General features: G+C 67.8%; 17 protein-coding genes. 11 read left to right on the top strand and 6 right to left on the bottom strand.

Annotated features, from left to right (window positions below; all coding sequences use genetic code 11):
- Nucleotides 1–28: 28 nt before the first annotated feature.
- The 4 genes from glp to DID98_RS17370 form a co-directional block, all read right to left on the bottom strand.
- Nucleotides 29–1318, bottom strand: coding sequence for a gephyrin-like molybdotransferase Glp (glp, locus tag DID98_RS17385; RefSeq protein WP_124571080.1), 1290 nt, complete (start codon nucleotides 1316–1318; stop codon nucleotides 29–31).
- Nucleotides 1319–1423: 105 nt separating this feature from the next.
- Complete coding sequence (gene mobA, locus DID98_RS17380) at nucleotides 1424–2041, bottom strand: molybdenum cofactor guanylyltransferase MobA (RefSeq protein WP_124487466.1); 618 nt, start codon at nucleotides 2039–2041, stop codon at nucleotides 1424–1426.
- 28 nt (nucleotides 2042–2069) lie between these two features.
- Nucleotides 2070–3182 carry a GTP 3',8-cyclase MoaA gene (gene moaA, locus DID98_RS17375; RefSeq protein WP_124487465.1) on the bottom strand — a complete coding sequence of 371 codons (1113 nt, stop codon included), beginning with the start codon at nucleotides 3180–3182 and terminating at the stop codon, nucleotides 2070–2072.
- A gap of 131 nt (nucleotides 3183–3313) precedes the next feature.
- Nucleotides 3314–6481, bottom strand: a complete 3168-nt coding sequence (locus tag DID98_RS17370; protein WP_124571097.1) for an Rne/Rng family ribonuclease — start codon at nucleotides 6479–6481, stop codon at nucleotides 3314–3316.
- Between the two features lie 723 nt (nucleotides 6482–7204).
- Here DID98_RS17370 and DID98_RS17360 point away from each other — a divergent pair.
- The 4 genes from DID98_RS17360 to DID98_RS17345 are packed head-to-tail and all read left to right on the top strand — an operon-like array spanning nucleotide 7205 to nucleotide 10286.
- The gene (locus DID98_RS17360) at nucleotides 7205–8209 is read left to right on the top strand and encodes an RluA family pseudouridine synthase (protein ID WP_124571079.1); all 1005 of its coding nucleotides are present in this window, start codon (nucleotides 7205–7207) and stop codon (nucleotides 8207–8209) included.
- Between the two features lie 5 nt (nucleotides 8210–8214).
- Nucleotides 8215–8874, top strand: coding sequence for an HAD-IA family hydrolase (locus DID98_RS17355; RefSeq protein ID WP_044844782.1), 660 nt, complete (start codon nucleotides 8215–8217; stop codon nucleotides 8872–8874).
- Nucleotides 8871–9281, top strand: coding sequence for a Rieske 2Fe-2S domain-containing protein (locus tag DID98_RS17350; RefSeq protein WP_124487462.1), 411 nt, complete (start codon nucleotides 8871–8873; stop codon nucleotides 9279–9281). Before DID98_RS17355 ends, DID98_RS17350 begins: the two co-directional genes overlap by 4 nt.
- Nucleotides 9282–9293: 12 nt before the next feature.
- Nucleotides 9294–10286: a S49 family peptidase gene (locus DID98_RS17345; protein WP_124571078.1), complete on the top strand. Its 993-nt coding sequence runs from the start codon at nucleotides 9294–9296 to the stop codon at nucleotides 10284–10286.
- Nucleotides 10287–10349: 63 nt separating this feature from the next.
- Here DID98_RS17345 and DID98_RS17340 read toward each other — a convergent pair whose 3' ends face one another.
- Complete coding sequence (locus DID98_RS17340) at nucleotides 10350–11072, bottom strand: SAM-dependent methyltransferase (protein WP_124571077.1); 723 nt, start codon at nucleotides 11070–11072, stop codon at nucleotides 10350–10352.
- The gene (locus tag DID98_RS17335; RefSeq protein WP_124487459.1) at nucleotides 11069–11701 is read right to left on the bottom strand and encodes a Maf-like protein; all 633 of its coding nucleotides are present in this window, start codon (nucleotides 11699–11701) and stop codon (nucleotides 11069–11071) included. The genes DID98_RS17340 and DID98_RS17335 overlap by 4 nt, the downstream gene beginning before the upstream one ends.
- A gap of 265 nt (nucleotides 11702–11966) precedes the next feature.
- Here DID98_RS17335 and DID98_RS17330 point away from each other — a divergent pair, with 265 nt between their 5' ends.
- The 7 genes from DID98_RS17330 to acpP all read left to right on the top strand — a co-directional run bounded on the left by DID98_RS17330 (nucleotide 11967) and on the right by acpP (nucleotide 17294).
- Nucleotides 11967–12602, top strand: coding sequence for a DUF177 domain-containing protein (locus tag DID98_RS17330; protein ID WP_044844777.1), 636 nt, complete (start codon nucleotides 11967–11969; stop codon nucleotides 12600–12602).
- A 98-nt stretch (nucleotides 12603–12700) separates the two neighbouring features.
- The gene (gene rpmF, locus DID98_RS17325) at nucleotides 12701–12880 is read left to right on the top strand and encodes a 50S ribosomal protein L32 (protein WP_006051932.1); all 180 of its coding nucleotides are present in this window, start codon (nucleotides 12701–12703) and stop codon (nucleotides 12878–12880) included.
- A 129-nt stretch (nucleotides 12881–13009) separates the two neighbouring features.
- The gene (gene plsX / locus DID98_RS17320) at nucleotides 13010–14116 is read left to right on the top strand and encodes a phosphate acyltransferase PlsX (protein ID WP_044844776.1); all 1107 of its coding nucleotides are present in this window, start codon (nucleotides 13010–13012) and stop codon (nucleotides 14114–14116) included.
- Nucleotides 14117–15106 carry a beta-ketoacyl-ACP synthase III gene (locus DID98_RS17315; RefSeq protein WP_044844775.1) on the top strand — a complete coding sequence of 330 codons (990 nt, stop codon included), beginning with the start codon at nucleotides 14117–14119 and terminating at the stop codon, nucleotides 15104–15106. It abuts the gene before it with no gap.
- A gap of 85 nt (nucleotides 15107–15191) precedes the next feature.
- Nucleotides 15192–16124, top strand: coding sequence for an ACP S-malonyltransferase (gene fabD, locus DID98_RS17310; RefSeq protein WP_124571076.1), 933 nt, complete (start codon nucleotides 15192–15194; stop codon nucleotides 16122–16124).
- Nucleotides 16125–16160: 36 nt separating this feature from the next.
- Nucleotides 16161–16910 carry a 3-oxoacyl-ACP reductase FabG gene (fabG, locus tag DID98_RS17305; RefSeq protein WP_124571075.1) on the top strand — a complete coding sequence of 250 codons (750 nt, stop codon included), beginning with the start codon at nucleotides 16161–16163 and terminating at the stop codon, nucleotides 16908–16910.
- Between the two features lie 144 nt (nucleotides 16911–17054).
- A complete protein-coding gene (gene acpP, locus DID98_RS17300) occupies nucleotides 17055–17294 on the top strand; it encodes an acyl carrier protein (protein ID WP_004197638.1) in 240 nt (79 codons plus the stop codon).
- Nucleotides 17295–17367 lie beyond the last annotated feature (73 nt).

Raw genomic sequence — 17367 nt, 5'->3', positions numbered from 1 at the left:
GCCCCCGTAGAAATATACCGATTGGAATTCAGATCAGGCCGTCGAGCGGCAGGATGTCGACCGGGGCGCCCGCGTCGATTGCCGCGGAATCGTGGCCCAGGACGATGAAACAGTTGGCGGCCGCGAGGCCGCTCAGCGATGCGGAACTCTGCGAACCGGCCGGCGCGACGTGCCACTGGCCGTCGGCTGCGCGCGTCGCGATCGCACGCAGGTATTCGGTACGGCCCGGACGCTTTTTCAGCGCCTGCGTGCTGCGTGCCGTGTACATCGCCGGCGGCGGCGTGTGCGCGCCGGCCAGCGTCAGCAGTGCGGGGCGCACGATCGCGTAGAACGTCACGGCGGAGGCGACCGGATTGCCGGGCAGCCCGAAGAACAGCACGCGGCCGTCGCCCGCACGCGCGAGCGTGCCGCACGCGAGCGGCCGGCCGGGCCGCAGCGCGATGCTCGCGAAGGTCACGTCGCCGAGCCGCGCCATCACGTCGCGCGTGAAATCGGCTTCGCCGACCGATACGCCGCCGGACGTGATCACCGCGTCGGCCTGTGCGGCGATCGCATCGTGCAATGCGCGTTCGAGCGCGGCCGGATCGTCGCGGACGATCCCGAGATCGAGTGCGTCGATGTGCAGCCTTTCGAGCATCGCGACCAGCATCCCGCGATTGCTGTCGTACAGCGTGCCGCGGCCGAGCGGCTCGCCGGGTTCGCGCAGTTCGTCGCCGGTCGAGAACACGGCGACGCGCACGCGGCGGCGCACCGTGACTTCGCGCAATCCGAACGATGCGAGCAGGCCGAGATCGGACGGGCGCAGGATGCGGCCGGCGGCAAGCGCGCAGGCGCCGCGCGCGAGATCTTCGCCGGCCCGGCGGCAGTTTGCGCCGCGCGCGACCTCGTGTGCGGCGAAGCGGATGACGTCGCCGTCGACGCGCACGCGTTCCTGCGGAATGACCGTGTCGCATCCGGCCGGCATCGCCGCGCCGGTCATGATGCGGATGCACGTGCCGGGCACCACGGCCCCATCGAACGGATGGCCGGCGAGTGCCGTGCCGGCGACCGTCAGCGCGATGTCGGCGGCCGCTGCCAGCGCGACTGCGCTGCCGTCGAATGCGTAGCCGTCCATCGCCGAGTTGTCGTATGCGGGAATGTCGAACGGCGCATTCACGTCGGCCGCGAGCACGCGGTCGAGGGCGTCATGCAGCGGTACCGTTTCGCACGCGTCGACCGGCACCGCGAACCGGCACGCGAGCGCCTGCGCATCGGCGAGCGACAGCGGGGCCGCGGAATCGGGTGCGGTTCGGGAGGCGGGCGAGGATTGCGTGATCATCAGTCGGACTGCGCCGCGAGGCGTATCGGGTTCGTGGCCGGTGGCCCGCGGAGGGCGCCGAAGCGCGAAGGCGCATGCGGCGGGCGGGAACGGATGCCGGTGCCGTCAGCGGCGGGCAAGCGCGGCAAGTTCCTGCCAGGAATTGGCATTGTAAAACGCACGCTCGTCGCGAAACTCGACTTCGACCGTCTTGTGGCGTGCGTACCACGCACGCACCTTGCGCTCGCCGGCCGCGAGCCTGGCCGCGAGATCGTCGGCGAGCGACGCGCGCAGCAGCGCGAAGGTCGGCTGCGGCGAACGCGCGTGGTGCGCGTCGACGGTCACCGCCATCGCGATGTCGGCCTGCTGCGCGTCGAGTGCCGCGTGCAGCCGCGCGACGAGGTCGGCCGGCAAATAGGGCGTATCGCACGGCGAGCACACGACGAGCGGTGCGCGCGCCGCGCGCATGCCGGCGAGCAGGCCCGCGAGCGGGCCGGGGAAATCGGGGGTTTCGTCCGGTACGATGCGCGCATCGAACGGCGCACCGAGTTCGGCGTAGCGCGCGGCGTTGCGATTCGCGCTGATCAGCGTCTCGTCGACCTGCGGCGCGAGCCGGCGCAGCACGTGCAGCGCGAGCGGCGTACCGTCGAGCAGCTGCAGGCCCTTGTCTGCGCCGTCCATGCGCGTCGCGCGCCCGCCCGCGAGCAGCAGGCCGGTGATGGAAGGCGAGGCGGAAGCGGACATCGCGGGAAAGCGGGGCGGGCGGCGCGCGTCAGCCGCCGATGTACGACATTTCGACGCGCTTGCCGGCGCCGTCGGGCGCGGCGTCGGCGGCCGCGCTGCCGCGCAGCTGCGAGTAGCGGTCGGTGCGGGCCTGCCAGATCCGGGCGATCGCGGTCGCGATCTCGGCGTCGCTCGCGCCGCCGCGCACCAGTGCGCGCAGGTCATGGCCGGTCGACGCGAACAGGCACAGGTACAGCTTGCCTTCGGTCGACAGCCGCGCGCGCGTGCAGTCGCCGCAGAATGCCTGCGTGACGCTCGAGATCACGCCGATTTCGCCGCTGCCGTCCGCATAGCCCCAGCGCTGCGCGGTTTCCGCCGCCGTGTGCGGCTCGAGCGGCACGAGCGGGAACTGCTCGGCGATCCGCGCGACGACGTCCGCGGACGGCAGCACTTCGGTCATGTTCCAGCCGTTCGACGTGCCGACGTCCATGTATTCGATGAAGCGCAGGATCACGCCGGTGCCGCGGAAGCGCTCGGCCATCGGCAGGATCTCGCGGTCGTTGGTGCCGCGCTTCACGACCATGTTGACCTTGACCGGCGCGAGGCCCGCGGCCTGCGCGGCGAAGATGCCGTCGAGCACGTCGGCGCTCGCGAAGTCGGCATCGTTCATGCGCTTGAACAGCGTGTCGTCGAGCGCGTCGAGGCTGACCGTCACGCGTGTGAGGCCGGCATCCTTCAGCGCACGCGCCTTGCGCGCGAGCAGTGAGCCGTTGGTGGTCAGCGTCAGGTCGAGCGGGCGGCCGTCGTGGGTCGTCAGGCGCGCGAGGCGCTCGATCAGGAACTCGAGGTTCTTGCGCAGCAGCGGCTCGCCGCCGGTGATCCGGATCTTTTCGACGCCGTGTGCGACGAACAGCCGTGCCACGCGCTCGATCTCTTCGTGCGTGAGCAGGGCGCTGTGCGGCAGGAACGGGTAGTCCTTGTCGAACACGTCCCGCGGCATGCAGTACACGCAACGGAAGTTGCAGCGATCCGTCACCGAGATGCGCAGGTCGCGCAGCGGCCTGGCGAACGTGTCGGCCAGGGCGCCGTCAGGGGTATGCGCGACGCCGGAGATATCCGGCATCCCGCTGACGTCGGCGAGGGGAATGATGCGTCGGGACATGTTGAAAGAAGTGCGAGCCAGTCTTCTATTTTAGCCGCAAGCGGCCGGCCGGGCCGGTGGGCGGAAACCCGCAGCGCGGACATGAAAAAGCCCGCCGGAGGCGGGCTTTTCCTGGTCGGGCGATGCGCCGCTTAATGGTGCGACGTCTCGACCTGCTGCATCGGGGTCGTATCGACCGGCGGCAGCGCCTTGCGCTCGCGCGGCACGCGGGCCGGACGCGGCAGGCGCGACGCGGCTTCCTGGGCAGCGCGGAACTTGGCGGCATCCGTGTTCACCCACACGAGGCCGGCTTGTTCCAGCACGACGTCGAGGCTCGCCGAAGCGGGCGCAGCGGCCGGTTGAACCGGCGCCGGCGCGGGCGCGGCAACGGCTTCGACCGGGGCCGGTTCGACCTGAGCCGGTTCGACGGCTGCCGGCGCGACCGGTGCTGGGGCGACCGGTGCCGGAGCGACTTCAACCGCGGCGACCGATGCCGGTGCGGCTTGCTCGACGGGCGCGAACTGCGGCGCTTCGACGGCAGCCGGCACTTCGAACGCATCGGTCGGCGACACCGCGACCGGTGCCGGGCCGGCTTCCGGAGCAGCGGCCGGCGCGACCGGTACCGATTCGGCGACCGGTGCGACCGGGGCGGGCTCGATCGGCGCGACCGGCGTCGCTTCGACGCGAACCGGTGCCGGTTGCGGCTCGACCACGGCCGGCTCGACCGCTTCGGCACGCTGTTCGACTGCGGCCTCGGCTACCACGGCGCCCGCTGCGGCGACCGCTGCCACGGCGACCGGTGCGGCCGTATGGGCCGGCTCGAACGCGCTCGGGGCTTCCGTCGTCACAGCTTGCACGGCTTCGCCGTCCGCGCCTTGCTCGGCGTGGTCGACGACTGCGCCTTCGTCCTCGCGCTCGCGACGACCGCCGCGGCGACCGCGGCGGCGGCGACGACGTTCCTCGCCGTCACGTGCGCCGGCTTCCGCGTCGGCTGCGACATCGGCGCCCGGCAGGGCGACGGCTGCGGCCTGGTCGGCTTCCGCTTCCGGATGGTTCTCGCCACGGGTGACGGTCTCGAGCGTAGCCGCGTGTTGCGTCGGCTTGCGGCGCTCACCGCGCTCGCGACGTTCGCCGCGTTCCTGGCGCTCGCCGCGGCCGGCTGCCTCGACGGCTTCCGGCTGCTCGGTGCGCTCGCGCGGTTCGCGGTTCTCGCGCGGTTCGCGCGGCTCACGGCTTTCACGCGGCTCGCGCGATTCGCGGCCTTCGCGCGGGCCACGGCCCTCGCGACCTTCGCGGCCCTCACGACCTTCACGGCTTTCGCGCGGCTCGCGGCCTTCACGCGGTTCGCGACCCTCGCGCGGTTCACGCGGCTCGCGCGCTTCCTTGCCTTCGCGTTCCTGGCGTTGCGACTGGCCACGGCCTGCCGCTGCCTGGTCGCGACCACCCTGAGCCTGCTGGGCGCCGCCACGACGATTGCGGTTGCGATCGCCGCCGCGCTGCTCGGTCTTCTCGGTCCGCTCGCGGGCCGGACGGGCAGCCTGTTCCTTGGCCGGCGCCGGTGCGATCGGCGCGGGCGCCGGAGCCGGCGACATGCCGAACAGACCCTTCAGCCAGCCGATGAAGCCGCCGCTCGCCGCGGCGACCGGTGCGGGTGCCGCAACCGGCTCGACCGGGCGCTGCGGTGCCGGGCTCGGTGCCGGACGCTCGGGCGTGATGCCCTTGACCGCCGCTTCCTGCTTCGGCTTCACGTCGGCCGCGCGCTTGCTGTAGCCGGTTTCCGACTCCAGTTCGCGGGCGGCTTCCTCGGCCATCTTCCAGGACGCGCGCGGATCGTCGAGGCGCGCGTCGTCATGGCGCAGGCGCTCGAGCTTGTAATGCGGCGTATCGAGGTGCTTGTTCGGGATCAGCACGATGCCGACCTTGAAGCGCGACTCGATCTTGTTGATTTCCTGACGCTTTTCGTTGAGCAGGAAGGCGGTCACCTCGACTGGCACCTGGCAATGGATCGCCGCGGTGTTTTCCTTCATCGCTTCTTCCTGAATGATCCGCAGGACTTGCAGCGCGGACGATTCGGTATCGCGGATGTGGCCCGTGCCGTTACAGCGCGGGCACGTCACGTGGCTGCCTTCCGACAGGGCCGGACGCAGGCGCTGGCGCGACAGTTCCATCAGGCCGAAGCGGGAGATCTTGCCCATCTGCACGCGCGCACGGTCGTGCTTGAGCGCGTCCTTCAGGCGTTGCTCGACTTCGCGCTGGCTCTTCGCCGACTCCATGTCGATGAAGTCGATGACGATCAGGCCGCCGAGGTCGCGCAGGCGCAGCTGGCGGGCCACTTCGTCGGCCGCCTCGAGGTTCGTGCGGGTCGCCGTTTCCTCGATGTCCGCGCCCTTGGTCGCCCGCGCCGAGTTCACGTCGATCGCGACGAGCGCCTCGGTGTGGTCGATCACGATCGCGCCGCCCGACGGCAGCGGCACCGTGCGCGAGTACGCGGTCTCGATCTGGTGCTCGATCTGGAAGCGGGAGAAGAGCGGCACGTCGTCGTGGTAGCGCTTCACCTTCGACACGTTGTCCGGCATCACGATGTCCATGAACGCACGGGCCTGATCGTAGATCTCGGTCGTGTCGATCAGGATTTCGCCGATATCGGGCTGGAAATAGTCCCGGATCGCGCGGATCACGAGGCTCGATTCCAGATAGATCAGCATCGGCTGGCCGGCATTGCCGCTTTGCGACGCCGCTTCGATCGCGCGCCACAGCTGCAGCAGGTAGTTCAGGTCCCACTGCAGTTCCTCGGCGCTGCGGCCGATGCCCGCGGTGCGGGCGATCATGCTCATGCCGTCCGGAATCTGCAGCTGCGCCATGGTTTCGCGCAGTTCCTGACGCTCGTCGCCTTCGATCCGGCGCGACACGCCGCCGCCGCGCGGATTGTTCGGCATCAGCACGAGGTAGCGGCCGGCGAGCGAGATGAAGGTCGTGAGGGCGGCGCCCTTGTTGCCGCGCTCTTCCTTCTCGACCTGGACGATCAGCTCCTGGCCTTCGCGCAGGGCATCCTGGATGCGCGCGGAGCGCATGTCGATGCCTTCCTTGAAGTACTGGCGGGCGACTTCCTTGAACGGCAGGAAGCCGTGACGGTCTTCGCCGTAGTTGACGAAGCACGCTTCGAGCGACGGCTCGATGCGCGTGATGACACCTTTGTAGATATTGCCTTTGCGCTGTTCGCGCCCGGCTGTCTCGATGTCGATGTCGATGAGCTTTTGCCCATCGACGATGGCGACGCGCAGCTCCTCCTGCTGCGTCGCATTGAACAGCATGCGTTTCATGAACGACTCCAGGCGGCTCTGCTGCCGGCGCCTCGCGGTTGTCAGTCGCGAGGGCGGGAACGACGGCAGGCCGCACCTTGTTGTGTTGTCACAAGCACGCTGGAGCGGGAAGGATGGCGGGGAGAATTGCCTGAAGAGGCGCTTGGGCCCGAAAGACGGGGCCGGCGGCCATAGGGCACCTGCGAACACGGCTTCAAAGCACGGCGTCCACACACCGCACGCTGCGAAAGCGCGCTAAGCCTGAGACCGGGGCACTGCCACGGGGCGCGCGCAATGCGTCGCGCGCGCCGACGGGCGGCAGATGCTGCGGCTTGGGCCGCAGCGGGGAGTATCGAATCCAGCCCGACTTTCCCGCCTGGGGTGTACTTCCCTGGTTTGACGTCGCCAAGCCCCGCACGCTTCGCGGGGCCAAATCGGGCGCAACGCCGTATTTTCGCAACCGGCAGCCTGCGGACGCACCTCGCGCCGTCGGGCTGCCGATCAAATTCTTTTCAACCAACTTTCCGTTACCGCGGCGCCTGGTCGACCGAATCCGCCTGTGGGCGCGATCCTTGCCGACGGCCGGCGCCGTGCGTGCAACTTGCTGCATCTCTTTGATTAGGGGCGAGCAGCAGACCCCCGGCGCAAGTAAAATAACGGTTTGCGCTTGCGCCTTGCCCGATTCCGTCGGGACCGGCCTGTCAGGCCACCCTCAACGTCAGGCTGGGCAAAATTATATTCAGTATGAATGAGTTAGGCAAAATATCCCAGAATTCAGTCGCAAGCGGCCAGGTATCGATGATCCAGATCGACGAAAACTCGGCCGGTCAGCGGATCGACAACTTCCTGTTGCGCGTCTGTAAAGGCGTGCCCAAAAGCCATATTTACCGGATCCTGCGCAGCGGCGAAGTCCGCGTGAACAAGGGTCGGGTCGACGCCCAGTACCGTCTCGCGTTCGGCGACCTCGTCCGCGTGCCGCCCGTGCGGGTGGCGGCGGCCGACCTCGCGCGCGCCGACACGCCGATCGTGCCGCCCGCGCAGTTCGAGGTGCTGTACGAAGACGACGCGCTGCTCGTCATCAACAAGCCGGCCGGCGTCGCCGTGCACGGCGGCAGCGGCGTCGCGTTCGGCGTGATCGAGCAGATGCGCCAGGCCCGCCCGCGCGCAAAATTCCTCGAACTCGTGCACCGGCTCGATCGCGAGACCTCCGGGATCCTGATGCTCGCGAAGAAGCGCACGGCGCTCGTCGGCCTGCACGAGCAGATCCGCGAGAACCGGATGGACAAGCGCTACTTCGCGTGCGGACACGGCGAATGGCAGCCCGACTGGGGCCGCCGCCGTGCCGTGAAGGCGCCGCTGTTCAAGTATTCGACCCCGGAAGGGGAGCGGCGCGTGCGCGTGCAGGACGATGGCCTGCCGTCGCACACGGTGTTCAACCTGATCGAGCGCTGGCCGGACTACGCGCTGGTCGAGGCGGAACTCAAAACGGGTCGGACCCATCAGATCCGGGTGCACCTCGCGCATCTCGGCCTGCCGATCGCCGGCGACGCCAAGTATGGCGATTTCGCACTGAACAAGGCGCTGGCGCGCGCGAACGCGCAACCGTCGCTCAAGCGGATGTTCCTGCATGCGCACCGGCTCAAGCTCGCGCATCCGCTGACCGGCGAGGCGCTGCAGTTCGATGCGCCGCTGCCGGACGAATGCCGGCGCTTCCTCGATCAACTCCGCGCTCTGCGCGATACCGCCTGACTCGCATGGCCCGACAGCAATTTGATCTGATCGTCTTCGACTGGGACGGCACGCTGATGGATTCGACTGCGCACATCGCGCACAGCATCCAGGCCGCCTGCCGCGATCTCGGCCTGCCCACGCCGTCGGACGAGGCGTCCCGCTACGTCATCGGCCTCGGCCTGCGCGATGCACTGCAGATTACTGCTCCGACCCTCGATCCGTCCGACTATCCGCGGCTGGCCGAACGCTACCGCTATCACTACCTGCTGGACGATCAGCGCATCGAGCTGTTCGCCGGCGTGCGCGAACTGCTCGCGGAATTGCGCGATACCGGCTACCTGCTCGCGGTCGCGACCGGCAAGGGCAGGGTCGGGCTGAACCGCGTGCTCGACCAATCGAAGCTCACGAGCCTGTTCGATGCGACGCGCTGCGCCGACGAAACGTTCTCGAAGCCGCATCCGGCAATGCTGCACGAATTGACCCGTGAATTGGGGCAGGATCTCGCGCGTACCGTGATGATCGGCGACACCACGCACGACCTGCAGATGGCCGCGAGTGCGGGGGCGGCCGGCATCGGCGTCGCGTACGGCGCGCACACGGCCGATGCGCTGGCCGCGCTGACACCGCGCTTCGTCGCGCCGGACGTCGGCGCACTGGCCGCGTGGCTGCGGGAGCACGCATGAGCGCGGCGCCGGATGCCGTGCGCGTGTGCGCATCGGACGCGCTGGCCGACGGCGGTGCCGGCGTGCGCGTCGATGCGACGCTGCGCGGCGAGCAGGCGGTCGTGTTCTTCGTGCGCTACGAAGGCCGTGCATACGGCTACCTGAACCGCTGCGCGCACGTGCCGATGGAGCTCGACTGGGCCGAAGGGCAGTTCTTCGAGTCGTCGGGCCTGTACCTGATGTGCGCGACGCACGGCGCGATCTACGCGCCGGATACCGGCAAGTGCGTCGGCGGCCCGTGCCGCGGCGGCCGCCTGCGGCCGGTCGAGGTCGACGAGCGCGACACGCCGGACGGGCGTGCGGTATTCTGGCTACCGGATGCCGACCTGGGTCCCGCCGCTTCGCCCCCTCCCGCCACGACCGACTGACGACACCACTGCATGGCCGACCAACCGAACCTTCCTGATTCCTCGTCCCGTTCCGACAGCCGCGAACCGAACTGGGAGCGCGCGGCGCTCGAGCGGATCGCGCTCGCGGCCGTCAAGGAACAGCGCGCCGCGCGGCGGTGGAAGATCTTCTTCCGTTTCGCGTTCCTCGGCGTGTTCGTGCTGCTCGCGTTCGCGCTGATCGATTTCTCGAGCGACTCGAAATTCTCGGCGAGCGGGCGCCACACGGCGCTCGTGACGATCGACGGCGAGATCGCGGCGGGCACCAACGCGAACGCCGACGACATCAACACGGCGCTGGATACTGCTTTCGACGACAGCGGCACGGCCGGCGTCGTGCTGCGGATCAACAGCCCGGGCGGCAGCCCGGTGCAGGCCGGGATGGTCTACGACGAGATCCGCCGGCTGCGCAAGAAGTATCCGGACAAGCCGTTGTACGTCGTCGTGACCGACATGTGCGCATCGGGCGGTTATTACATTGCGTCCGCCGCCGACAAGATCTTCGTCGACAAGGCGAGCATCGTCGGCTCGATCGGCGTGCTGATGGACGGGTTCGGCTTCACGGGCCTGATGGGCAAGCTCGGCGTCGATCGCCGCCTGCATACGTCGGGCGAAAACAAGGGCTTCTACGACCCGTTCTCGCCCGAGACGCCGAAGATGGATGCCCACGCGCAGGCGCTGCTCGACGAGGTCCATGCGCAGTTCATCAAGGCCGTGAAGGACGGCCGCGGCAAGCGGCTGCACGAAACGCCCGACATGTTCTCGGGGCTGTTCTGGACCGGCGAAAAGAGCGTCGAGCTCGGGCTCGCCGACGGCTACGGCACGACCGACACGGTCGCGCGCGACGTGCTGAAGGCGCCGGATCTCGTCGACTATACGGTGAAGGAAAGCCTGACGAACCGCGTCGCGCGCAAGTTCGGCGCTGCGGTCGGCGGTGCCGCGATGAAGGCGCTCACCGCGGGCGGCACGTCGTTCAGCCTGCGCTGAGCGGCGGCCAGCCGGCGCCGCGGCGAACGGGGCAGGGCGCCCCGTGTCGCGCGGCCGCCGGCTTCAGTTCGCGAGCAGCAGGAAGATGGCGGGGCGCTTCTGCAGATTCGGCGCAGGCGTCTTTTTCCAGTCCGCCACGGAGCGGCTGGCGATCGTCTCGGTCTCGAGGGTCAGGTCGGCCGCGACGCAGATTTGCGTCGACGGCGCGCAGGTCGCGACCAGCGTATCCAGCATCGCCTGGTTCCGGTACGGCGTCTCGATGAAGATCTGCGTCTGGCGCGCCTTGCGTGACAGTTGCTCAAGTTCGCGCAAGCGCTTCGCACGTGCGGCCGCATCGACCGGCAGGTAGCCGTTGAACGCGAAACTCTGGCCGTTCAGGCCCGACGCCATCAACGCGAGCAGGATCGAACTCGGCCCGACGAGCGGCACGACCTTCACGCCGCGCTCGTGCGCGCGGCGCACCAGCAGCGCGCCCGGATCGGCGACGGCCGGGCAGCCGGCCTCCGACACGAGGCCGGCGTCCGCGCCGGCCAGTATGGGCGCGAGCAGCCGGTCGATGGCGCCGGCCGGCGTATTGACGTTCAGTTCGCTGATCTCGATTTCCTGGATCGGCCGCGTCGTGCCGATCTTCTTCAGGAACGCGCGGGTCGTTTTCGCGTTTTCGCCGATGTAATAGCCGAGTGTGCCGGCGCGCGCCTGCACGGCGGCCGGCAGCACGGCGGCGAGCATCGATGCGTCGCCGTCGCCGAGCGTGTTCGGGACGAGATAGAGCGTGCCGGCGGTCATGCGCGGTCTCCTTGGGGTGCGGCGAACAGCGGATAACCGACGGCGCGCAGCATCCGCGTGAGCGCGATCAGCGGCAGGCCGACGAGCGCCGTCGGGTCGTCGGAGTCGATGGCATCCAGCAGCGCGATGCCGAGCCCTTCGGACTTCGCGCTGCCGGCGACGTCGTACGGCGTTTCCGCGCGCAGGTACGCATCGAGTTCGGCTTCGGGCAGCGAGCGAAAGCGCACGTGTGTGACGACGTCCTCGCTCTGCGTTTCGCCGGTGCGGCTGTCGTAAAGGCTGAGCGCGCTGTGGAATTCGACGTCGCGGCCCTGCATCGACAGCAGCTGCGCGAGCGCGCGCTCGTGCGTGCCGGGCTTGCCGATCTGGTGGCCGTCGAACGTCGCGACCTGGTCCGACCCGATCACGAGCACGCCGTCCGGCGCGTCGATCGTCGCCGCGACCGCGCGCGCCTTCGCACCGGCGAGGCGCAGCGCGGTCGCGGCCGGCGCTTCGCCCGCGAGCGGGGTTTCGTCGAGGTCGGGCGACACGACGTCGAACGGCAGGCCGAGGCGCTCGAGGAGCGCGCGGCGGTAGCGGGAACTGGAGGCGAGAATCAGCCGCGGCGGGCGGCAAACGGTATCCGGCATGGTCGGTTGGGTCGGTGAGTCGTCGGGTGTGGCGCGGTGTTGCAAGGGCGCAAGCATAAGTGATTGACCGCAAAAGGTAAAACAGGTATGCTTTCCCGCTTTTCGTCGGCAGGCTTTCCGCGGTGGTGGCGCCTGCCGGGTCTTCGGAAGTAAAGTACGTAATCGTGCGAGGCGTACGTGGCGTGGATCGCGTACGTGCGCGGCGTCAAATGAGTGGCGCCAGCAAGCCGGATCCCGCAAGTCAGCCTGTAGGCAGGAGCGCAACATGAACACTTCTTCTGGCAAGCCTGCGGCAGCGCTTGATCCGCACGCGGTCGATCTGTTCGAATTCGCCCGCAGCGGGCGGCAGGCAGCGGGTGCCGTGCGCCTGTCGCAACTGCCGCGCATGCTGAACGAAGTGCCGGCGGACGCGCCCGATCGCGACACGGTCTTCACGTGGCAGGCCGAAGGGTTCACCCAGAAGGAGTTGCAGGACGACGGCGCCGATGGGCAGCAGCCGTATCTGCGCCTCGCGGTGCATGGCCATGCGTGGCTCACGTGTCAGCGCTGCATGACCCCGTACGACCAGACGTTCGACGTCGACATGACGTACCGGGTCGTTGCGACCGAAGAAGAAGCTGAAGAATTTCCGCTCGACGACGATGAAGCCGATGTGATCGTGGGCTCACGCCAGTTCGATCTCGTCGACTTGATCGAAGAGGAGTTGCTGCTTTCGTTGCCGCTCGTGCCCAAGCACGAGGTTTGCCCGGCAGTTCACGAAAGCCTCGTGTCGGGTGCGAGCGGTCCTTCGGAAGACGCGGACGACGAGTCCGCCGAAGACGAGGACGAGGGCAAACGGCCGAATCCGTTCGCAGCGCTGGAAGCGCTGAAGAAGGACGGGGACGGCAGCAAGAAACACTAAGCAGTTGTGGCGCGGGAAGGCGTAAGGGCTTTGGGCCAGGGTAGTTAAGCGCCGGATCGGGCTGTGTTAGAATCCGGAAAATTATTTAGGAGTTAGTCATGGCAGTCCAGCAAAACAAGAAGTCGCCGTCGAAGCGCGGCATGCATCGTTCGCACGATTTCCTGACGGCAGCGCCGCTGGCAGTCGAGCCGAGCACGGGTGAAGTGCACCTGCGTCACCACGTCAGCCCGAACGGCTACTATCGCGGCAAGAAAGTCGTCAAGACGAAGAACGACTAAGCGTCAAGTCACGCGTTGCGCGCTACGATCGCCGTTCGCGTGACAACTGGTTCGCTTGACACTTTCCTGGCTCAACAAAAAGGCGGCATTCAACTGCCGCTTTTTTGTGCCTGAAATTCGTCGCATTCCATGACCGTAAAGCTCACAATCGATTGCATGGGAGGCGACCACGGCCCGTCCGTGACCGTTCCCGCGGCAGTCAAGTTCGTCCGCGCGCATCCCGATGCGCACCTGATGCTCGTCGGCATCGAAAGCGCGATCCGCGCTCAGCTGAAAAAGCTGAAAGCCCTCGACGATCCCGCGCTGACCATCGTGCCCGCCACCGAAGTCGTGGCGATGGACGACCCTGTCGAAGTGGCGCTGCGCAAGAAGAAGGATTCTTCGATGCGTGTCGCGCTCAACCACGTCAAGGAAGGCGCGGCCCAGGCCTGTATTTCCGCCGGCAACACCGGCGCGCTGATGGCCGTTTCCCGTTATGTGCTCAAGACGCTGCCCGGCATCGAGCGGCCTGCGATCGCGTTCGCGCTGCCGAACCCGACCGGCTACACGATGATGCTGGACCTCGGCGCGAACGTCGACTGCGAGCCGCAGCACCTGCTGCAGTTCGCGGAGATGGGGCACGCGCTCGTCGCCGCGCTCGAAGGCAAGGAGCGTCCGACGATCGGCCTGCTGAACATCGGCGAAGAGGTCATCAAGGGCAACGAGACCATCAAGCGCGCCGGCGAACTGCTGCGCGCCAGCACGCTGAATTTCCGTGGCAACGTCGAAGGCAACGACATCTACAAAGGCACGGTCGACGTGATCGTCTGCGACGGCTTCGTCGGCAACGTCGCGCTGAAGACGTCCGAAGGGCTCGCGCAGATGCTGTCCGACATCATCCGCGAGGAGTTCGGCCGGTCGCTGATGTCGAAGCTGATGGCGCTGCTCGCGCTGCCGGTGCTGATGCGTTTCAAGAAGCGCGTCGATCACCGCCAGTACAACGGCGCGGCGCTGCTGGGGCTGAAGAGCCTCGTGATCAAAAGCCACGGTTCGGCCGACGCCTACGCGTTTGAGTGGGCGATCAAACGGGGTTATGATGCCGTCAAAAACGGCGTGCTGGAGCGCCTCACGCGTGCGATGGCGGACAATTCGGTGTCGCTCGGCGACGGCGAACACGACGCGGGCGGCGCAGGCCCGACGAGCCCGGCCGCAGGCCACCACGCCGAACCTTCCGCTGCGCAATCCTCTAAAGCATAAATGGCCCAATCGACTCTCTATTCCCGCGTGCTCGGCACGGGCAGCTACCTGCCGCCCGACCGGGTCACGAACCAGCAGCTCGCCGACCGTCTCGCGAAGGAAGGCATCGAGACGAGCGATGAGTGGATCGTTGCGCGCACGGGCATCCATGCGCGCCATTTCGCCGCACCGGACGTCACGACGAGCGATCTCGCGCTCGAAGCGGCGCGCCGTGCGATCGAGGCGGCCGATATCGATCCGCAGTCGATCGACCTGATCATCGTCGCGACTTCGACCCCCGATTTCGTGTTCCCCAGCACGGCTTGCCTGCTGCAGAACAAGCTCGGCATCAAGAACGGCGGCGCGGCATTCGACGTGCAGGCCGTGTGCTCGGGCTTCGCCTATGCGATGGCGACGGCCGACAGCTTCATCCGCAGCGGCCAGCACCGCACGGCGCTCATCGTCGGCGCGGAGACGTTCTCGCGCATTCTCGATTTCAAGGACCGCACGACCTGCGTGCTGTTCGGCGACGGCGCGGGCGCGGTGATCCTGTCCGCCTCGGAAGAGCCGGGCGTGCTCGGCAGCGCGCTGCACGCGGACGGCAGCTATTCGAACATCCTCTGCACGCCGGGCAACGTCAATCGCGGTGTGATCGACGGCAGCGCGTTCCTGTACATGGATGGGCAGGCCGTGTTCAAGCTCGCGGTCAACGTGCTCGAAAAGGTCGCGATCGAGGCGCTCGCCAAGGCGAATCTCGCGCCCGAGCAGGTCGACTGGCTGATTCCGCACCAGGCCAACATCCGCATCATGACCAGCACCTGCCGCAAGCTCGGCCTGCCGCAGGAGCGCATGGTCGTGACGGTCGACCAGCACGGCAACACGTCGGCTGCGTCGATCCCGCTGGCGCTCGACGCCGCGGTGCGTGACGGCCGCATCCAGCGCGGTCAGCACGTGCTGATCGAAGGCGTCGGCGGCGGCTTCACGTGGGGCGCGTCCGTCTTCCGCTACTGATCCGCGGCGCGCAATTGCTGCGCGCGGATCCCGAACCGGCGCGCCGTTCGTGCGCGCCGTCCGAATCGATTCAATTGGGGACGATATGAAATTCGCATTCGTTTTTCCGGGGCAGGGCTCGCAGTCGGTCGGCATGCTCAACGCATTCGCCGATCTCGCCGTCGTGCGCGAGACGCTCCAGGAAGCATCCGATGCACTCAATCAGGATCTCGGCAAGCTGATCGCCGAAGGTCCGGCCGAAGAGCTGAATCTGACCACCAACACGCAGCCCGTGATGCTGACGGCCGCCTACGCGTGCTATCGCGCATGGCAGCAGGCCGGCGGTCCGGCACCGTCGATCGTCGCGGGCCATAGCCTCGGCGAATACACGGCGCTCGTCGCCGCGGGCGCGATCGCGTTCAAGGACGCGGTGCCGCTCGTGCGCTTCCGCGCGCAGGCGATGCAGACGGCCGTGCCGGTCGGCCAGGGCGGCATGGCGGCGATCCTGGGTCTCGATGACGACATGGTGCGCGCCGTGTGCGCCGAAGCCGCGGAAGCGGGCATCGTCGAAGCGGTGAACTTCAACGCGCCGGCGCAGGTCGTGATCGCGGGCGCGAAGGCGGCCGTCGAGAAGGCCTGCGAGATCGCGAAGGCGAAGGGCGCGAAACGCGCGCTGCCGCTGCCGGTATCGGCGCCGTTCCATTCGTCGCTGCTCAAGCCGGCGTCGGACCAGTTGCGCGACTATCTGGCGAACGTCGACGTGAAGGCGCCGCAGATTCCGGTCGTCAACAACATCGACGTCGCGGTGGTCAGCGATCCGGCCGCGATCAAGGACGCGCTGGTGCGCCAGGCCGCGGGCCCGGTGCGCTGGGTCGAATGCGTGCGGCACATCGCGGGCACGGGCGTCACGCACGTGATCGAATGCGGTCCGGGCAAGGTGCTGGCAGGCCTGACGAAGCGCATCGACGGCAACCTGGTCGGCGCATCGGTGTTCGATCCGGCTTCGCTCGACGAAGCACTGAAGCTGGCGACCGCCTGACGCGGCGCCTTTCCTCAAGAGACGGATATTCGATTCATGGAAAAGACTCTCGATAAACAGGTCGCGATCGTGACCGGCGCATCGCGCGGCATCGGCCGGGCGATCGCGCTCGAACTCGCGCGCCTGGGCGCGACGGTGATCGGCACGGCGACGAGCGAATCGGGCGCCGCCGCGATTACCGCCGGGTTCGCGGAAGCGGGCGTGACGGGCCGCGGCGCGTTGCTGAACGTCAACGACGCGGCGGCAGCCGAAGCGCTGATCGACGCGACCGTGAAGGAATTCGGCGCGCTCCACGTGCTCGTCAACAACGCGGGGATCACGCAGGACCAGCTCGCGATGCGGATGAAGGACGAGGACTGGGATGCGGTGATCGACACCAACCTGAAGTCGGTGTTCCGCCTGTCGCGCGCGGTGCTGCGCCCGATGATGAAGGCCCGCGGCGGTCGCATCATCAACATCACGTCGGTGGTCGGCTCGGCCGGCAACCCGGGCCAGGTCAACTACGCGGCCGCGAAGGCCGGCGTCGCGGGCATGACGCGTGCGCTTGCACGTGAAATCGGCAGCCGTGGCATCACGGTGAACTGCGTCGCGCCGGGCTTCATCGACACCGACATGACGAAGACGCTGCCGGAAGAACAGCAGGCCGCGCTCAAGACCCAGATTCCGCTCGGCCGCCTCGGCAGCCCGGCAGACATCGCCCATGCCGTCGCGTTCCTCGCATCGCCGCAGGCCGGTTATATCACCGGCACGACGCTGCACGTGAACGGCGGCATGTACATGTCGTAACGGTTTTCGTTTACCATCCGCGCCGTATCCCGTTTTTCAGGCGGATCGGTGCTTGATCGACCATCAAGCCAACGCGCGTTTTGCCGTCAGCAAACCTGATAAAATGCGCGCACTTGTAAATCTGAACTTTCCCTCGGAGGGGTAATGGATAACATCGAACAACGTGTCAAGAAGATCGTCGCTGAGCAACTGGGCGTCGCGGAAGCCGAGATCAAGAACGAAGCATCGTTCGTGAACGATCTGGGCGCGGATTCGCTCGACACGGTCGAACTGGTGATGGCTCTGGAAGACGAGTTCGGCATGGAAATCCCGGACGAAGAAGCAGAGAAGATCACGACCGTTCAGCAAGCGATCGACTACGCTCGCGCAAACGTCAAGGCGTAAGCGCCTTTCGCGCTTGTCCGCCACGTCGCCGCGATCTTCGCGATTGACGCGCCATCCTGCCGGCTTCGTGCCG

The sequence above is a fragment of the Burkholderia sp. Bp8984 genome, assembly GCF_003853755.1.
Classification (GTDB): Bacteria; Pseudomonadota; Gammaproteobacteria; order Burkholderiales; family Burkholderiaceae; genus Burkholderia.
The sequence above is the reverse complement of the archived record's forward strand: the minus strand, read 5'-3'. Positions and strand labels throughout refer to the sequence as shown.